General features: G+C 67.7%; 13 protein-coding genes. 2 read left to right on the top strand and 11 right to left on the bottom strand.

The features are described 5' to 3' along the window. Positions 1-442: 442 nt before the first annotated feature. Complete coding sequence (locus ACZLMO_RS14240) at positions 443-661, top strand: recombinase family protein (RefSeq protein WP_463654141.1); 219 nt, start codon at positions 443-445, stop codon at positions 659-661. Positions 662-1,471: 810 nt separating this feature from the next. Here ACZLMO_RS14240 and ACZLMO_RS14245 read toward each other — a convergent pair. Genes ACZLMO_RS14245 through ACZLMO_RS14255 form a run of 3 tightly spaced genes read right to left on the bottom strand, consistent with a single transcriptional unit; the run spans position 1,472 to position 6,505 of the window. Further along, positions 1,472-2,506, bottom strand: a complete 1,035-nt coding sequence (locus ACZLMO_RS14245) for an Eco57I restriction-modification methylase domain-containing protein (protein WP_463654111.1) — start codon at positions 2,504-2,506, stop codon at positions 1,472-1,474. Position 2,507: 1 nt separating this feature from the next. After that, on the bottom strand, positions 2,508-5,843 hold the full coding sequence (locus ACZLMO_RS14250) for a DEAD/DEAH box helicase (protein WP_463654112.1): 3,336 nt from the start codon (positions 5,841-5,843) through the stop codon (positions 2,508-2,510). Beyond that, positions 5,840-6,505, bottom strand: coding sequence for an N-6 DNA methylase (locus ACZLMO_RS14255; RefSeq protein WP_463654113.1), 666 nt, complete (start codon positions 6,503-6,505; stop codon positions 5,840-5,842). The genes ACZLMO_RS14250 and ACZLMO_RS14255 overlap by 4 nt, the downstream gene beginning before the upstream one ends. A 279-nt stretch (positions 6,506-6,784) precedes the next feature. Between ACZLMO_RS14255 and ACZLMO_RS14260 the strand changes: the two genes are divergently transcribed. Beyond that, on the top strand, positions 6,785-7,438 hold the full coding sequence (locus tag ACZLMO_RS14260; protein WP_463654114.1) for a biliverdin-producing heme oxygenase: 654 nt from the start codon (positions 6,785-6,787) through the stop codon (positions 7,436-7,438). Positions 7,439-7,473: 35 nt separating this feature from the next. On the opposite strand, the gene ACZLMO_RS14265 is transcribed toward ACZLMO_RS14260, so the two are convergent. From ACZLMO_RS14265 to ACZLMO_RS14300, 8 genes are all read right to left on the bottom strand, one after another. After that, on the bottom strand, positions 7,474-8,457 hold the full coding sequence (locus ACZLMO_RS14265; RefSeq protein WP_463654115.1) for an ABC transporter substrate-binding protein: 984 nt from the start codon (positions 8,455-8,457) through the stop codon (positions 7,474-7,476). Between the two features lie 105 nt (positions 8,458-8,562). Then, positions 8,563-9,357: an ABC transporter ATP-binding protein gene (locus tag ACZLMO_RS14270; protein ID WP_425713161.1), complete on the bottom strand. Its 795-nt coding sequence runs from the start codon at positions 9,355-9,357 to the stop codon at positions 8,563-8,565. Positions 9,358-9,440: 83 nt separating this feature from the next. Further along, a complete protein-coding gene (locus ACZLMO_RS14275) occupies positions 9,441-10,202 on the bottom strand; it encodes an ABC transporter permease (protein WP_463654116.1) in 762 nt (253 codons plus the stop codon). Continuing rightward, entirely contained in the window at positions 10,199-11,011 is an 813-nt protein-coding gene (locus ACZLMO_RS14280) for an ABC transporter permease (protein WP_425713159.1), read from the bottom strand. Before ACZLMO_RS14280 ends, ACZLMO_RS14275 begins: the two co-directional genes overlap by 4 nt. Further along, positions 11,008-12,618 (bottom strand): class I adenylate-forming enzyme family protein, encoded by a 1,611-nt coding sequence (locus ACZLMO_RS14285; RefSeq protein WP_463654117.1) that lies wholly within the window; start codon positions 12,616-12,618, stop codon positions 11,008-11,010. Before ACZLMO_RS14285 ends, ACZLMO_RS14280 begins: the two co-directional genes overlap by 4 nt. Further along, positions 12,615-13,190, bottom strand: coding sequence for a PaaI family thioesterase (locus ACZLMO_RS14290; protein WP_463654118.1), 576 nt, complete (start codon positions 13,188-13,190; stop codon positions 12,615-12,617). Before ACZLMO_RS14290 ends, ACZLMO_RS14285 begins: the two co-directional genes overlap by 4 nt. Next, positions 13,187-14,284, bottom strand: coding sequence for a zinc-binding dehydrogenase (locus ACZLMO_RS14295; RefSeq protein ID WP_425713156.1), 1,098 nt, complete (start codon positions 14,282-14,284; stop codon positions 13,187-13,189). The genes ACZLMO_RS14290 and ACZLMO_RS14295 overlap by 4 nt, the downstream gene beginning before the upstream one ends. A 56-nt stretch (positions 14,285-14,340) precedes the next feature. Beyond that, entirely contained in the window at positions 14,341-14,988 is a 648-nt protein-coding gene (locus ACZLMO_RS14300; RefSeq protein WP_425713155.1) for a VOC family protein, read from the bottom strand. Positions 14,989-15,224 lie beyond the last annotated feature (236 nt).

Genomic DNA, 15,224 nt, shown 5'->3' on the forward strand with positions numbered 1-15,224 from the left:
ACCTTCCGGCACCACAGATCAGGTGTCACCTGTCCGTGCAGCAGACCCCTCGATCGGAAGCAATGGGCCACCCGCGACCGGCTCCGGCTCCGGCTCCGGCTCCGGCTCCGGCTCGCGATCGTGCACTGGATCGAGCGGACCTACCGCCGACGTCGACGGCAACGTCGACTCGGCAAGCTTGCTCCGATTGAATACGAACTCGTCCGCCACTAGACCGTCACGCTGGCGAACTGACCCCGAAGTCAACGAAACAGTCAGCAGACCCGACGCCGAACCCCAGCGCTGGAACGTCAACTGACTGGACCTCGGCGTCTATACCACCACGATTACGAGTCGGGTGATGGCTCAGGTCACAGCGACGTTCGCCGAGAGGGAGCGGCGGCGCATTGCCGAGCGCAACCATAACGCTATGGCCACGCCGCCCGCCAACGTGCGCGACCGGATGCGGCGCGGTGGGCGCACCGCAGTCCTCGCCGCGAGGACAGTCGAGCGAGGACGCGCGCCCCAATACGAGGGCCTCACGCTCCAAGGGATCTGCAACCGCCTCACTAACGAAGCAATGCCGACCGCGACGGGCCAAAAGTGGTGGCACGCGACCGTGGCGAAGATCCTCGTGCGCGATGCAGTCCGACAGGGGCGGCGTGTGCTCCACGCCGCATAGTCTCATCCCATGTGGGACCTCCTGAGCAACATCTCGCTGGGATCCTGGCCTGACTGGATCGCCGCCATCGGGACGACTGCCGCATTCTTTGTGGCTGCGATCGCATATGCAAATGACGTCAAGCGGCGTCGTTGGGCGCAGGCGCGGCTCGTGTACTCTCAGCTTAAACATATCGAGTGGCACCCACCTGGGCAGGTGCTGCCCATTCTTGACCGAGGTGCGCAAACTGGCATTGGTGACGTGCCATTCACATCCCTAGGACGGAAAGACGATCGCACGTTCGTCAAGTACAGGGACGCTGTCGGCATCGCCACAGTCGCTGTCCACAACGGAGGCGACGAATTACTAAGCCACACTACGGTGCGAATATTCGGCCGCACTGGCGATGACGTGCCGTGGGACTTCGTGGGCTTCCCGTTGCCTATCGAGCCCCGGAGCCACAATGTCATCGAGCTTGCCTGCTCGAACCCCTTCTTCCCGGACGGACACCCCTCAGTCCAAGTCGAGATCACCTTCCGTGATTCTTCCGGTAACTACTGGCGTCGCCGAGGCCCTGAGGCCGTCTCCCCTACGCGCTTCTGGCCCCAGCGCTACAGGCGCCGCACAATCCGATGGCTCAGGGCCGCCTGGACTTGGCAGAGATCTCGCAGGGGAAGGCTCCGCGCCAGAGTGTCGGGTCGCTCGACCGAGAATGCCGACGCGACAGACGCTCCCGATTGAGGGCTCTTCGGCCTATTCGGACATCTGGTGGGGCTCAAGACCCGGAGCTGTCAATGATCCGATCTAACGAGCGAGCAGCACTCCGTTCGGTCACTCCATCGCCGTAACTTGGGTTTGGATGAACGTGATCTCGTCGGCGTCGAGCCCGTACTTTGTGAAGAGCTGCGCGTCGATGTCGGGGATCGTCTTGGTCCAGTCGATGTCGGACGAGTTCGAGAAGTCCTGAGCCGGGACAAACTTCCAGGTGCTACGAGGATTGTGCTGAGTCACCTTGAGCACGTAGAGCATTACGCGTGCGAATTTTGTCTTCACATACTTCAGACAGGCCCGCGCCTCGTCCTCGGTGTCAAGAGAACCGATGGTGATGAACGTCTGCGTGACTCCGACGCCCGGCTCTACTATCTCGGGCGCCGCCATCCAGCCAAGTTTGTTGCTTTCGTTCGCGGCTGGCAGAGCAACCTTGTACGCACCAAAACTCTCCGGACCGGAAACAAAATCGCTACGAATCCACCGTCGATGCCGTTTGTTCTTAATTACGCCGAGAATTTCAACATAATTGGCTCCATCCACGGGCTTGTCGGCGTGGTACAGGAAAGAGAATTGTTCAAACGTATTCGTATTGACTAGAGCCGCATTACCCTGCGGGCGCAGCGCGCGCGCCTCCGGGTACTCCTCATAGAGTTTCTCGGTGTATCGGTACGAGCGAGAACTCGTAATCCCAGTATCCACCAGGGACTCGGCACTTGATTCGCGAACTTTTTGCTGGATGGCGTTAAGCTCTTCGTATGCCGTAAATACCTCAATTGGCAATCCTGGGCGGTCTGCGTCCCGGTACGTCACAGCTATCCCAGCACGAATCTTGGTGCCAGGAAAGAGTTCTGAGCTGTCGCGAACGTAAATTGGGACCGTAAGGTGCGGGTCGGCGAGCATCCTCGCATTCCATGCCTTGGGTGTGAATCCTGCATTGAAGAGGAAGCGGGCTGGCGTGATGAGCACAGATTTGTGCGAAACTTCGTAAGCTGCGTCCACGAATAGGTGGTAAACTGGCGTATCGCGAGTGCCGCCGCCTTGGGCCTCCTCCTGATAGGGAGGGTTGCCGATGACGACATCGAACTTCTTGGTCACGTCAGTCGTCTCCTAGCATCTCGTTGACTACCTGTTCGCGTTCCTCGGAGGTCATGTGGGCGAGGTTGCCGACGCGGAAGTGTCCAGAGTCTTTCAGCCATGCCCGACGCTCTGGCACTCCACCGCTGACGGCCTCGAGGGTGATGTCGTGCAAGATCTCGTTGTGACTCATCTCGAAGACTTGCCGTGTGAGGATGTGCCGTAAGCGCTCATCCGGGTCAGGGATCACGTCACGCAGTCCGGCGTCGAGTCGGCGTACGATCTCCATGCAGAACAGGCCTGCGGTGGAAAACAGGTCGGCGAACGTTTTGTCGGGGTCGGAGAAGATGCCCGGGTCCTGTTCTTCCAGGGTGTCGCACATGAGCGTCACGACGCTCTTCGGTGTGAACACGAGTGAGGTCTTCTGTTGCGGGATGTACGCGAAGATGTCCTCGGCGAGGTCCGGGTTGAAGTAGTCGGCGAGCTCGGCCTTCTTGTTGAGGAACTCCTGGATCGCCTGGTTGAAAACTGCCTCGTCGAACAGGCCCGGGACCTTGGTGACCTCCCCGGTCGCCGGGTCGGTGACGTCACGACCGCCGCGGAGCTTGCGGAAGTCTTCCTCGGAAATCCCCGTGATCTCTGCGAATATGTCGTCGGGGGTGTAGTCGTCGAAGTTGGCGAGCGTGATGTTCCGGTCTCCGTACGCCATAAGAAACATCGGGATCGTCCGTGCGAACCCGCGCAAGTGGTCGCGGGCGATGTCCATCGTCTTGTTTGCAGCCGATTGAGCCTTCTTGGTCTCCTCACGTCTCACGACGGTCTCGGTGACGGTGTCGAGGGTGTCATGGACGACCGCGAGTATCTGTGCATCGAGCTCTGCCCTTGCCTCGGCCTTCCTGGAATCGAGTGCCTGGAACTCGGCCTCGGTCGCAGTGTCTTTGGCTTCGGCGTCGATGTGGTTCATGGCGATCTGGTGGTCCACGTAGGCCCTCTCCACCCTGGCCTTCACCTGGGCCTCGGTGGCTTTCTCATCGTTCTGGACCTGCTTGGCCGTCATCCCGTACTCGGCTCCGGCCCTGGCCCGTGTCTCACGCGCCTTCTCCGTCACGACCGCAGCGACCTGCTTGGCCGCCTCGGCCGCCTTCGTGGTTGCCGGGTCGAGCGACAGCACATCTTCGTCGGAGTAGATCGGCGTGCCCAACTCGGCGACCTTCGGGTTGATGACGGTGGCCGCGTCGACCTGCACATTTCCGTCAGCATCGGTGGTCGGCGGCGGGACGGGCACCTCGACCGGCTTGCCCTTATCGACCTTCTTCTCCTTGGCGACGGGGAGCTGATTGAGGATGTCCTCGAAGTGCTCCACTGCGCGGAAGATGCCGGACACGTTTGCGAAAAGAAGGTTCGACAGGAAGCCTTGCCGCACGACCTCGCGCGCCTTGAACACCTGCGGGAACGTGAGCACCTGCGCGGCATCGAGCTCGATCATCCGGCCCTCAGGGTCTTCACCTAGGATCGGGAAGAAGTTGAGCAGCTGGCGGATGTTCTCCCTGCGCTCAGCGGCATCGACCGGCGGGCGCGGCGCGAGGTTGTTCGCGAACGCATCGAAGATCGTCAGCGTCCGTTCGGGGGCGAAGTCGAAGATGTAGGCGTTCTTCTTCTGGAGCACCTTGTCGCCACGCATGAAAGTGCACGGGTTCTGCGAACGGAACGCTGCCTGCATGTAGAGCGCGGGCGAAGACAGGTTGGACAGCATGATGACCGCCGTCCACTCGGGCACGGTCACGCCCGTGGTCAACTGACCGACCGAGAGCGTGATCGTCTTGCTGCCTTCGGCCTCCGCCTTCTCGATCGCGTTACGGACCTTGTCGAGGGACTTGCCCACGGTGACAGAGTCGTCCGCGTCCTCGTCCAGGCCGTCGTTCTCGTCCGTGTGGGGTCGGCCATCGCCAGCCGCGAGGATCACCGTGTACTCGCCGAAGACTGGGTGCTTCTTGAGCATTCGCTCCAGCGCCTTCGCCGACGCGACCCGGTTGAGCAGCCAGAACGAGTGCCGGATCTCGTCCCTCAACTCCGAGGTGGAGAACGGGTACTTTTCCTGTGTCGCCAATGCGTCGAGGAACCGTGCCACGTCGGCCTCATAGACGAAGTATCCGTTCTCCTTGGTCGCGAAGAACTCCGCCAGGTCGAACGTGTAGTCCACATTGCCCGCCTCGTCGTCGAGCGCGACGCCCTCGGCGAGCTTGTCGGTGACCATCGGAGAGAGTTGATAGGTCAGCAGGTTGAGGGTCGGGAGCTGGGCATAGGGGTTGTCGACCGCGTCGTCCGCCCACTCCTCCTTCGCGGTCTGTTCGTCCTCATACGTCCAGTTGAAGATCTGGTCCTCACCGAAGCGCCCCGACGCCAGTGCCTTGAACGGGGTTCCCGACAGGTGCAGCGTGTGACGGCGCTTGATCTGGCTGAACGCGACGTCGGTTTTCGTCGTGTCGATGCCCTCGTGCGCCTCGTCGATGACCAGCAGGTCCCAGTCGAAGTCGGCGATGTGCTTGAGCTTGTCGAACGAGCCCCCGAAGTACTGCGACCCCTTGAGGTCCTGGAGCGAGACGAACTCGATGATGCGCGGATCGGCGTCGACGTTCTCTCGCGAGTACGCGCGCCACTGCTCGCGCGTCATCGGGCTGCGACCGGCCAGCGACGGTGAGTCGGAGACGAACTGGTAGCTGGTCTGGTGGGCGATGAACCGCTGGTAGTCGTCGAACCACGGGTTGGCGATCGCCGGTCGGTTGGTGACGATCAGCGCACGCTTGACGTCCAGCTTCCGCATCATGTCGTACGTCGTCAACGTCTTGCCGAACCGCGGCTTCGCGTTCCACAACACCTCATTGACGCCAGCCGAGCCGAACGACGCCGTTGCCTGTGCGACGGCCTGCTGCTGCTCTGGCCGCAACGTGTAGTCGTCCTGTGACGTGCCGGGCGGCGTTGTAAAGGATCTCGAGGCGAAGTCGAAGAAGTACTGCTGACTCGTCTTCGGGGCGCCGGCGAACTTGTGCCACTCGGTGCGATGCGGAGTGACGTTCGGGTCGATCTCACGCTCGATGCCCTGCTGCTTGAGGAACGCATGGAAGTCGGAGTCGCGGAACGTCCCTCCGTCCTCGGTCATGAACATCGCCCTGTACGCCCAGACCTTGATCTTCGAGATGTTGAGCTGGGATGCCTGCTGGCTGATGCGCGTGTCCGCCGAGTCCTGCTCGGTGTACCCGATCTTCTCCCACCCCTCGTACTTGGGGATGTCGGGGGTCCTCCACGAGTAGATGAACGGGACGACCTCACGGAACGTGCTGATGTTGGGAGCGTTGGTCACAACTGGTCGGCCTTCACTTCTTCGTGGACGCGGTCAATACGACACGGTACGTAACGGATGGGATCGATGAGCGAACCGAACAGGTCAGGCGATGGCGCCGCAGCTCGCAGTGAGTTGAAGGTGAACGGCTCGCGGACCACGAAGCCGGCGCCGGAGGGGTCACGGTGCCACCACGAGAACTCGATCTCCTCACCCTCGGGCGACAAGCCAGTGAGGGTGTTACCTCGGACGATATTGGTATCCACGAGAAACCTGGCGGCTCGAATGAGACCGGTGTCAGGGCCACACGGACGACCGTTGTCGGTGTGGAAGGCGAGGAAGACGTCGAGCATCGCGGCCTTGGCGTCGGCATGATTGTCTTCGAGGAGCTCGACGCCGTAGATCGACGCGAGAGCGAACAGGGACTCGTCAGCCCACCGGTCCGGCTCGTAGTGCTGCTGGATCGCGTGGAGCTTGCGCTGGAGGATCGCGACGAGGAAGTTGCCGTCGCCAGCCGCGGGCTCGAGAACCGTCTTGTCGACGAACTCCGGCCCGGTCTCGAGGTCCTCTCGGACCATGTCGAGCATCTGGTCGACCATGTGGCGTGGTGTGAATACCTCACCGTGGGCCTTGACTCGCCGACGCGACCTCACGAGCAGCTCCTCGTCGATGGTCTGCGTCACTCAGGTCTCCTCTACCGCGCCCGGCGGGCGCCCCACCAGGCTACAGCCTGAGATGCCCCGCCCCGAGCCTTCCGGTGGGTGGTCGTTTACGCGGCCCCGGGAGGCTCACGACGGTTCAGTCCTGCACTGAAGGAGAGCACATGCAATACGGCCCATCCTGCGTCGCCCTCAATTTCACAACGCACGGATTGCGAAAGTCGGCTCACGCAGACACGATCAGGACTGATGCTGTCGCTTCGTCAGCAACGTGCTGAACGTCGAACCTTCCGAGCGGCCTGAATGAGCGTCAACCTGTCCGAGCTGCTGCGGGACGCCACGCGCGCGGAGCACGAGCACGCGGAGACCCGCACCTTCGTCACCGACCTCATGGGTGGCGCTCTCGGCCGGGACGCCTATATCGACCTCGCCCGGCAGCACCACGCGATCTACACCGCCCTCGAGGAGGCGGGCGCACGGCTCGCGGACGACCCGGTCGCCGGCGCATTCGTCCGCTACGAGCTCCTCCGGGCTCAGGCCGCCGCGGACGACCTCCACACGCTCGCGGGCGCCGACTGGGCCGAGCTCGAGGTGCTCCCTGCGACCCGCGAGTACGTGGCGCGGCTGCAGTCGATCGACGACGCCGCCACTTACCTCGCGCACGCCTACACCCGCTACCTCGGCGACCTGTCCGGCGGCCAGATCATCGCGCGGATGCTGCAGCGCCACTACGGGATGACGCCCGACGAGCTGGCCTTCTACACGTTCGCCGAGATCCCCAAGACCAAGCCCTACAAGGACGAGTGGCGCTCCGCGATGGACGCCGCCGCCCTCACTGCCACCGAACGCGAGCGCTGCGTCGCCGAGGCGAAGCTCGCCTTCGACCTCAACGCGGCGCTGTTCGTCGCGCTCGACGAACGGCACAGGGCCCAGGTCGACGCCGAGGCGACGGCCTGAGCCCTGCCCCCGCGGGCCACACCCGCGCCTGACTGCTACTCCTGCGGCTCGACGAAGATCGAGTCGTAGTCCGGCTCCTCGGAGATCATCCCCTGCTCGACGGCCGCCGCGGCGAACGCGCGGACGCTGTCCTGGTCGAGCCCCGGCACGTAGGTCGCGAGGTTCGCACCGGCGACGAGCTCCGGGTCGAGGTCGAGGGTCTCGGCGATGACGCGACGCACCTCGTCGGGGTTGTCGGTCGCGTACTGGTTGGCCTGATCCATCGCCCGCTGGAAACCGGCAACCACCTCGGGGTTGGCCTCGGCGAACGCGCCGGAGGTGATGTAGTACCCGAGCTGGGTCTCCGGGAACGACTCGACGAAGTTCGAGCTGAGGTTGACGAAGTCGTGGCTCTCGGAGATCGAGCGGTGCGGCTCGACCGACCAGATCGCGTCGACGTCCCCGCGCTCGAGCGCCGCCGGCATGTCCGAGTAGTTCATCGGCGTGAACTCCAGCGAGGAGCCGTCCACCCCGGCCTCCTCGAGGGCGGTGATGATGGTGAGGTCACCGAGGTTGTTGACGGAGTTGACGGCGATGTTCGCGCCCTCGAGGTCCGCCGCGGTCTCGAACCCGCTGTCCGGCAGCACGAAGATCCCCGACGTGTCCGCCTCCGGGTCCGAGCCCGTGCCGCAGCAGTTGGAAACGAACTGGACGTCGAGGCCCTGGTCGATCGCCTGCAGGTCGCTGACCACGTTCGCGTAGCCGATCGGGCTCTCCTGGTTGACCACCGAGGGGACGATGGCCGAGCCGGCCTCCGCGATCTGCACGGTGACGTCGAGGCCCTCCTCCTCGAAGAAGCCCTCCTCCACACCGAGGTGCAGCGGGCCGGCGTCCATCGTCGTGATCTGCATGACCGTCAGCTCGACGAGGCCCTCCTCGTTCTCGGCCACCTCCTCTCCCCCGCCACCACACGCGGCGAGGGTGAGGGCGGAGGCGGCGAACGCTGCGGCGGCGACGAGGCGCCGGGGGGTGCTGGTCATCAGGGGTCCTTCGTCTGGATGGGTCGTGCAACAGGTCGTGCGGGTCGAACAGTCAGGTCGTGCAGTCGGGTCGCGCGACGGGCTGGTCGCCCGCCGCGGCGCGGATCAGATCGTGTACTCGGGATCCGGCTGCGGGGCGGTGACGAGCTCGCGGATCTCGGAGAACACGCGCGCCCGCAGCTCGGCGAACCGCGGCAGCGCCTTGGTGCGGATCTGGTCGCGGTCGGCCGGTAGGTCGATGTCGACGATCGTCCCGATGCGGCTCGGCGACTTCGTCATCACCGCCACGCGGTCGGAGAGGTAGACGGACTCGTCGACGTCGTGGGTGACGAAGACGACCGTCATCTCGGACTCGGCCCGCAGCGTGAGGACGAGGTCCTCGAGGTCGGCGCGGGTCTGGGCGTCCACGGACGCGAACGGCTCGTCCATGATGAGCACCTTCGGCCGGTAGGCGAGCGCGCGGGCGATGGCCACGCGCTGCTGCATGCCGCCGGAGAGCTGCCACGGGTGCTTGCGCCCGACGCCCTCGAGCCCCACCTCGGCCAGTGCCCGCTCCACCCGCTCGGCGCGCTCCGCCTTGCCCACGCCGCGCGCCTTGAGCGGCAGCCCCACGTTGGACGCCACCGTGAACCACGGGAACAGCGAGCGGGAGTAGTCCTGGAGGACCACGGCGAACTCGTCGGGCACGGAGGTCACGGCCCGGCCGTCGAACTCCACGGTCCCCGAGGTGGCGGGCTGGAGGCCGGCAAGGCAGCGCAGGAGCGTCGTCTTGCCGGCGCCGGACGGGCCGACGATCGACAGGAACTCGCCGTCGGCCACGTCGAGCGTGATGTCGGCGAGCGCCTGGAACGCGGTCGGGCCGTCGCCGTAGGTCTTGGTGAGCTTCTCGATGCGGAGCATGTCGGCTTTCTGGGGGTCGGGAGGTGGGGCGGACGGGGACGGGATCGGGTGCCGGGTCGGTGGTGGCCGTTCGTCGTCGTGCGTCAGTCGGCCTGGTCGTAGTGCCAGCGCAGGGAACGACGCTCGAGCGCCGCGAACGCCAGGTTGAGGAGCACCCCGAGCGTGCCGAGGATGACGATCGCGCCCCACACGGCGGCGAGGTTGAACGAGCTCTGGGCGGTCATGAGGATGTGGCCGATCCCCAGGTTCGTCCCCGTCATCTCGCTGGTCACCACGAGGATGAGGCCGAGCGGGATCGCCACGCGGATCCCGGACGCGGCCCGGGGTGCGATCGCGGGCACGACGACGAAGAGCTGCCGGAACGGACCGCGGATGTTGAAGCTGCGGGTCGTGTCGTGCAGCTGGGACGGCAGGGCGCGGCAGGCGTCGACCACGTTGAGCAGGATCGGGAAGAAGCAGCCGAGCGCGATGATGAAGATCTTCATCTCGGTGCCGATGCCGAACAGGACCATGGCGAACGGGACGAGCGCGGTGGCCGGGATGGCGCGGACGAACTCGAACGTGGGCGAGATGGCCCGGTCGACGATCCGCACCTGCCCCACGAGCAGCCCGATCCCGATGCCGGCCACGATGGCGATGCCGAGCCCGGCGAACAGGTTGATGAGCGAGGACACGAGGTGCTCGGTGCCCGGGCCGGTCAGCCAGTACTCCACGACGCCGGTGAGGACGTCGGGCATCGGCGGGTAGTAGATGTTCGTCGACGAGGCGGAGGTGGCCCACCAGATCGCGAGGGCGAGGACGGCGCCGAGCACCTTGAGCAGGTTGAGGCGGGTCGCGCGGCTCATCGGGTCCCCTTCCGCACGGACGGGTGCCAGGAGATCGCGCGGTCCCCCACCCACCGGATGGCGGCGTTGAGGACGAGCCCCACGATGCCGATGACGACGATGTAGGCGTACATGCGCGCGAGCTCGCCGCCGGAGCGGGCGAGGTTGAGGCCCTGCCCGAGCCCGGGCACGCCGATGAGGATCTCGGTGGTCACCACGATGACGAGCGCCATCGCCGACGCGATCCGCACGCCCGTGATGAGCTGCGGCAGCATCGAGGGCAGGTAGACCCAGGCGATGCGCTGCCGGCCGTTGAGTCCGAACGCGGCCGCGGTCTCCCGCGCGACCGGGTCGACGGAGCGGGCCGAGTCGATCGCCGCGACGAGCATCTGCCAGAACGCGGCGAACGAGGCGAGGAAGACCTCCCCGGTGCGGCCGCCGCCGATGAGGAGGATGACGAGCGGGATGAGCGCGATCGACGGCAGGGGGCGCAGGAACTCCACCAGCGGCGTGGTGAGCGCCCGGAGCGACTCGACGGAGCCGAGGAGGATACCGACCAGCGTGCCGAGCACCGCGGCGATCCCGAGGGACATCGCCCACCCGGTGACGGTGGAGCCGATGTGCCCCCACAGGGTGGCGCCGCCGAGGAGCGTGACGAGCTCGCCCCCGATCTCGGTGGGCGGGGGCAGGTAGTCGGACGGGATCGCCCCGGTCACCGCGAGGACCTGCAGGAGGGCGAGAAGGAGCACGACGACGCCGAGCGGCAGCAGCACGTCGCCCGCTCGGCGGACGCGCAGCCGGCTCCGGACCCGGGCGGGGGCGACGCTCACGAGGCCGCTCCGTCCGCGCGCGGCGACGTGCTCGCTCGCGCACTCGGCGCGAACCGCTCGGCCGCCGGGTCGTCCGGGCTCCCCGCCTGGTCGTCCAGGGCTGCCGCGAGCTCGAGGGCGCGGCGCTCGAGGAGGTGGCGGTCCACCTTGTTCGTGCCGGACAGCGGGAGCTCGTCGACCACGTGGACGCGCCGCGGGTGGGCGAAGGGCTCGAGGTGGTCGAGCGTGTGGCGGCGCAGCTCGTCCTCGCCGGTGGTGGCGCCGTCGGTGAGTACGACGAACGCGACCGGCTTGGCGCCCTTGATCTCGTCGGGCACGGGCACGACGGCGGCGTGCAGCACGGCCGGGTGCGCCTCGAGGACCTGCTCGACGGCGCGCGGGTATACGTTCTCGCCGCCCGAGGAGAACATGTCGTCCTCGCGGCCGGCGAAGAAGTAGTAGCCGTCGTCGTCGACCTCGAAGACGTCCTTCGAGTGGTAGAAGCCGTCCGCGGTCAGCGGGCTGGGGACGTCGGGGCGCTCGTGGTAGCCGCTCATGAGGGCCGGGCAGCGGATCTCGAGGACGCCGCGGCGCGGGTCGACGCTCCCGTCGGCTCCGACGAGCCGCAGCTCGACGTGCGGGGAGGCGAGGCCGACGCTGCCTGTCGGCGTCGGGCGGCCCGGGTCCTCCGTGAAGGCGACCGGGCCGGACTCGGTGGTCCCGTACCCGAAGCGGACGTGGGCGCGCGGGAAGAGGGTGGCGATGGCGGACAGGAGGTCGTCGCTCGCGGGCGCGGAGCCGACGAACACGAAGGCGACGGAGGTGAGGTCGAGGGACTCGACGAGGTCGTGCTCGCGCAGGAGGAGGGCGAACATCGGGGGCACGCCGGTCACCCGGGTCACGCGCTCGTCGGCGCTGACCTGGAGGAACGCGCGGGCGTCGAAGGCCTCGAGGAGGACCACGGTAGAGCCGGCGGCGAGGACGCCCTGGACGTTGGCGAGCGCGTTCATGTGGTACAGCGGCGCGGCCACGAGGGCGCGGTCGCCGCCCGCTCCCCCGCCGGACCCCATCCCGACGGCGATGACCCACAGGTGGCTGGCGTGCGAGAGGACGACGCCCTTGGGGCGGCCCGTCGAGCCGGAGGTGTAGAGGATCATGCCGGGCTCGGCGGTGTCGACTGTGCGGCGCGGGGCGCGGGCGATGGGCTCGGTGCGACCCGTAGGGGCGGCGCCGTCGAGGACGGAGTCGAGCGGGGCGATCGTCACGCCGGCGGGGACGTCGGTGACGGACGCCGGGTCGTCGGCCAGCAGGAGGTCGGCGCCGGAGTTGTCGAGGACGTAGCGCACGCCGTCGGCGGGCAGGCGGTGGCTGACCGGGACGGGGACGAGGCCGGCGCGCTGGGCGGCGTAGAAGGCCACGAGCCAGGCGCCGGAGTTGAGGCCGAGGATCGCGATGCGCGCGCCGGGGGCGTGGCCGGCGGCGAGGCGGTCGGCCTGGGCCTCGATCGCCCGCTCGAGGTCGGCGTACGTCCACCGCGTGGTGACGCCGGCGCGGACCTCGACGAGGGCCTCGGCCTCCGGGTGGTCGGTCGCGACGGCGGCCCCGAGGTTGTCGTACTGGGCGGTCATGCGGGGGTGTGCTCCTGGTGGGAGGTGTCGGGCCCGGTGGGCTCGGAGGTGGTGCCGGACTGGCCGGCCTCCTGCTGGTCGGCCTGCTGGTCGGCCTGCTGGTGCGCGGCGGCGCGGCGGGCGTCGGCGGCGGCGCGGCCCTGCTCGGCCACGGCCGAGAGGAACGACCCGCGGCCGACGGCGAGGAGGCGCCCGTCGGCGTCGTGGACCTCGGCCTCGGCGTGGCTGACCTGCCGGCCGGGGCGGATCGCGCGGCCGGTCACCCGCAGGAGCCCGGGCTGGGCGGCGCGGAGGTAGTTGACGGAGAGGTCGATGGTGGGCACGCCGGTGCCCAGCGCCCCGACGAGCGCCCAGTCCGCCGCGAGGTCGAGCAGCGTGGCGAGGATGCCGCCGTGGACGTACCCGGCGTCGACGTCCGCGATGAACTCCTCGCGGGCCTCGACCTCGATGACGACGCTGCTGCGCGTCACGTCGACCACGCGCAGACCGAGCCAGCGGTGGTACGGGCTGCGCAGGAGCTCGGCCTCGACCTCGGCGGCCGTGAGGAGGGGCAGCTGCTCGCGGGGGCTCATGCGGTCGCCGGCGTGGTCGCGGCCGCGGGCTCCTGGTTGGCCTGCGTGCCGGCGGCGGACTCCTGGCCGCTCTCGAGCCACGGGTCGACGACGACCTTCCCGACCACCCCGCGGTCCCGCACCTTCGCGAGCCCCTCGGCGGCGCGGTCGAGCGGCAGCACCTCGTCGACGACGGGGGCGAGCTTCCCGGCGGCGACGTCGTCGAGGAGGGCGACGAAGTCCTCCCGGCCGAACCCGTTGGAGCCGATGATCTGGAGCTCGAAGGTCCAGATGTAGCGCAGGTCCTCGACCGGGTCGAAGCCGGCGGTGGCGCCGCAGACGAGGATCCGGCCGCCGAGCGCCGTGCTCTTGAGCGTGGGCTTCCAGGTGTCGCCGCCGGTGAAGTTGACGATGACGTCGAAGCCGGTGTCGGAGGTGAAGCGGTTCGGCTTGCCGAGGTGCTCCTTGGTCCAGGCGTAGAAGTCCTGCTCCTTGTAGTTGATGACGTCGTCGGCGCCGAGCTCGCGCATGCGCTGCGCCTTCTCCTCGGACCCGACGGCGGCCACCACCCAGGCGCCGAGCTGCTTGGCGAGGAGGACGGCGGCGGTGCCGACGCCGCCCGACGCCCCGAGGACGAGCACGCGGTCGCCGGCGCTCACCTTGCCCTTGCCGACGACCATGCGGTGGGCGGTGCCGTAGGCGACGGGCAGGGCGGCGGCCTGCTCGAACGTCACGGCGTCGGGGATCGCGATGAGCTGCTCGGCGGCGACGAGGGCGTACTGGGCGAGGCCGCCGTCGACCATCTCGCCCATGAGCTCGCCGGTCTCGCGCAGCGGGTTGACGAGCACGCGGTCGCCGACGTTCCAGCCGGTCACTCCCTCGCCGAGCTCGGAGACCTCACCCACGACGTCGAGACCCGGCACGATCGGCATCGGCACGGTAATCCCGGGCATGCCCTTGACCGTGAAGATGTCGTGGTAGTTGAGCGAGGTGGCGCGGACCTTGACGACCGCGAAGCCGGGCGTCGCCTGGGGGCGGGGGTGGTTCTCCTCCAGGGTGAGGCCGTCGATCTCGCCGTGCTCGTGCAGGACGACTGCCCGCATGGTCTCCGTCATGGTCCTCTTCTCGTGGGTCGTGCTGGTGGTGGTGCTGGTTCGCGTGGTGCTGGTGGTCAGAACGTGAGCTCGCCGGCCGGGCCGCGGACGGTGAGGCCGAGGGCTCGCGCCGCTCCGCCTGGCGCTGCCGGCTCCCCCGCCGCGACCTCGAGGTCGGTGCCGAGGGCCGCGAGGACGCGTCGGTAGGTCTCCGGCTCCGGGTGGCTCGCGGTGAAGGAGACGAGCTCGAGCCGGGCGGCGGTGCTGGCCGCGGGCGAGGTGGTGCTCCCCCAGTCGATGAGGAACGGCACGATGCCGGTCGGCTCGGAGACGGGCCGCGTGAGTCGCCACTCGAGGAGCTCGCCGGACTCGGTGCGGCGGGAGCCGTCGTACGGGGCGCCGGGGTCGATGCCGACGTCGGCCGCGCGGGTCCGGGCGGCGTCGAGATCGCCGGGGTGGATCGCCCAGGTGGAGACGGAGGTGGTGGTGACGTCGTCGAGCCCGAAGGGTCGCCCCGAGGTGACGTCGGTGTTGGCCTCGTCGACGCCGAGCAGCTCGAGGTAGGTGTCGCCGCCGAAGGAGACGAGGTAGTTGCGCGTGCCGAACCGGGGGTGTGCGCCGCCAGGCTCCGGGGCGACTCCGGTGGTGCGCTCGACGAGCCCGACCGCGGCGGCGAGGTCAGGCGTCGTGACGACGACGTGGTCGAGGTCGCGTGGCGCGCTCAACGAGATCCCTCCGGGGGCGTGTGGGTCGTTCGCACGCCGAGGGGACCTCGGGTGCTCATCGACGCTAACGCCGCCGACGGCCCGGTCCATTCCACGACCGCCGTTGGCTCACACCGTGAGACAGCCGACCTCCCGGGCTTTCCCCTCGTCGTCGAGATTGCGGTTTGTCGTCGTCGAGATTGCGGTTGGGGCCCTAACCGCAATCTCGACGAACGCGACGTGCGGCCCTCACCCGC

The sequence above is a fragment of the Georgenia sp. G2120 genome (assembly GCF_055326485.1).

Bases quoted from the DNA above. Each gene is read 5' to 3' on its own strand.
- ACZLMO_RS14270 (WP_425713161.1), bottom strand. From the start codon at position 9,357: ATGCTCCGCATCGAGAAGCTCACCAAGACCTACGGCGACGGCCCGACC.
- ACZLMO_RS14290 (WP_463654118.1), bottom strand. From the start codon at position 13,190: ATGAGCCCCCGCGAGCAGCTGCCCCTCCTCACGGCCGCCGAGGTCGAG.
- ACZLMO_RS14275 (WP_463654116.1), bottom strand. From the start codon at position 10,202: ATGAGCCGCGCGACCCGCCTCAACCTGCTCAAGGTGCTCGGCGCCGTC.
- ACZLMO_RS14265 (WP_463654115.1), bottom strand. From the start codon at position 8,457: ATGACCAGCACCCCCCGGCGCCTCGTCGCCGCCGCAGCGTTCGCCGCC.
- ACZLMO_RS14285 (WP_463654117.1), bottom strand. From the start codon at position 12,618: ATGACCGCCCAGTACGACAACCTCGGGGCCGCCGTCGCGACCGACCAC.
- ACZLMO_RS14260 (WP_463654114.1), top strand. From the start codon at position 6,785: ATGAGCGTCAACCTGTCCGAGCTGCTGCGGGACGCCACGCGCGCGGAG.
- ACZLMO_RS14240 (WP_463654141.1), top strand. From the start codon at position 443: ATGCGGCGCGGTGGGCGCACCGCAGTCCTCGCCGCGAGGACAGTCGAG.
- ACZLMO_RS14295 (WP_425713156.1), bottom strand. From the start codon at position 14,284: ATGACGGAGACCATGCGGGCAGTCGTCCTGCACGAGCACGGCGAGATC.